Below are 1435 nucleotides of genomic sequence, written 5' to 3'. Positions count from 1 at the left end.
GGATCAGTCCAAAAAGTTGGGGGAAAAGAAAAAAAGTATTTGTTTTGCGGTCAGAAAAACGAATACTAAAGCATTGCAGTCACCCCACGAAACCCTTGTCCGGCTGATCTTACCTGAAGGCCTTTTAGATTATTTTGAATTGATCAGTGTAGCTCAACTGAGCTCAGGACTTAACATTTACCTGGAAGAAAAGAATATTCCACCTGCCGGTTATGAAACGGTTAAGCTGGAGTCCAAAGGCTTTATGGCTGAGGTTAGTATTCAGGACTTTCCGATTCGCGGCCATAAGGTAAATCTGTGTATTAAAAGGCGCAGGTGGGAAGTGGTGGAAACCAAATCCATCATCACCAGAGACTGGAACTTAGTAAGAAAAGGAGCGCGAATGACCACGGAATTCGGCACTTTTTTAAAAGGTATATTTGGATAATCACCCAATCAGCTGCCATTTACTGGGCCGCTTATATGGCCTTGACGGCAAACGGCTACAGGCACAGTACAAAGATTTCCTGAGCGACTTTCATGGCTGGGATCAAAAGGAGCATGCGGATGAATGGCTGCTGTTTGCGGATAATATCGGCCCGTCATTAAGCATAGACGAAACAGCATTAACCAATGGTGAACTTTATACGATTGTCACCAATAAGGACGCCCATGGTGGCAAAAAGTCCATTGTGGCGATGATCAAAGGTACGCAAGCCGCCCAGATCATGGCTGTGTTGGAACGGATCCCACTTCGTAAAAGAAACCAGGTCAGGGAAGTAACGATGGATATGGCTGCTAATATGATCAAAGCGATCCGCCGGTGTTTTACGAATGCTGAACGGGTGATTGATCGCTTCCATGTACAGAAGCTGGCTTACGATGCGGTTCAGGAATTACGCATTAAGTACCGATGGGAGGCACTGGAAGCTGAAAATAAGGCGATAGAAACAGCTAAAAAAGACAAAAAGGTCTACGAACCGGAAGTGTTTGACAATGACGATACCTTAAAACAGCTACTGGCCCGGAGCAGGTACCTGTTGTTTAAGCATCCTTCTAAATGGCAGCCATCACAAAAAGAACGGGCCGATCTGCTCTTCCCGAGGTATCCGCTGTTGTACAAGGCCTATAACCTGTCCATTCGCTTAGGACAATTGTTCACGATCTGCAAAAATAAACAACAGGCTTTCAAGCGGCTGGCCATCTGGTATAACGATGTGGAAGAGTCGGGAATAGATGCTTTTAAAACGGTGGCAAGGTCTGTACAAACGCATTATGAATCGATCCTGAACTTCTTTAACAACAGAAGTACCAATGCCTCAGCAGAATCATTCAACGCCAAGATCAAAGCATTCAGGGCTACTTCAAGAGGTGTTAGAGATACTACCTTTTTCCTCTTCAGGCTCGCTAAAATATATGCTTAAACTGATCTTCCCCCAGAAATACGGCTTGATCC

The 1435-nt window shown here is 44.9% G+C and carries 2 protein-coding genes; both read left to right on the top strand.

Features of this window, described 5'->3' with window-relative positions:
- A partial coding sequence (locus AC1DXF_RS29390; protein ID WP_477452241.1) for an ISAon1 family transposase N-terminal region protein occupies nt 1-427 on the top strand: 427 nt, incomplete at its 5' end.
- Nucleotides 420-1403, top strand: a complete 984-nt coding sequence (locus AC1DXF_RS29385) for an ISAon1 family transposase (RefSeq protein ID WP_477452240.1) — start codon at nt 420-422, stop codon at nt 1401-1403. The genes AC1DXF_RS29390 and AC1DXF_RS29385, both read left to right, overlap by 8 nt.
- Nucleotides 1404-1435: the final 32 nt, after the last annotated feature.

The sequence above is a fragment of the Mucilaginibacter sp. P2_A5 genome, assembly GCF_056404995.1.
This window is presented reverse-complemented; position numbering and strand designations above follow the sequence as displayed.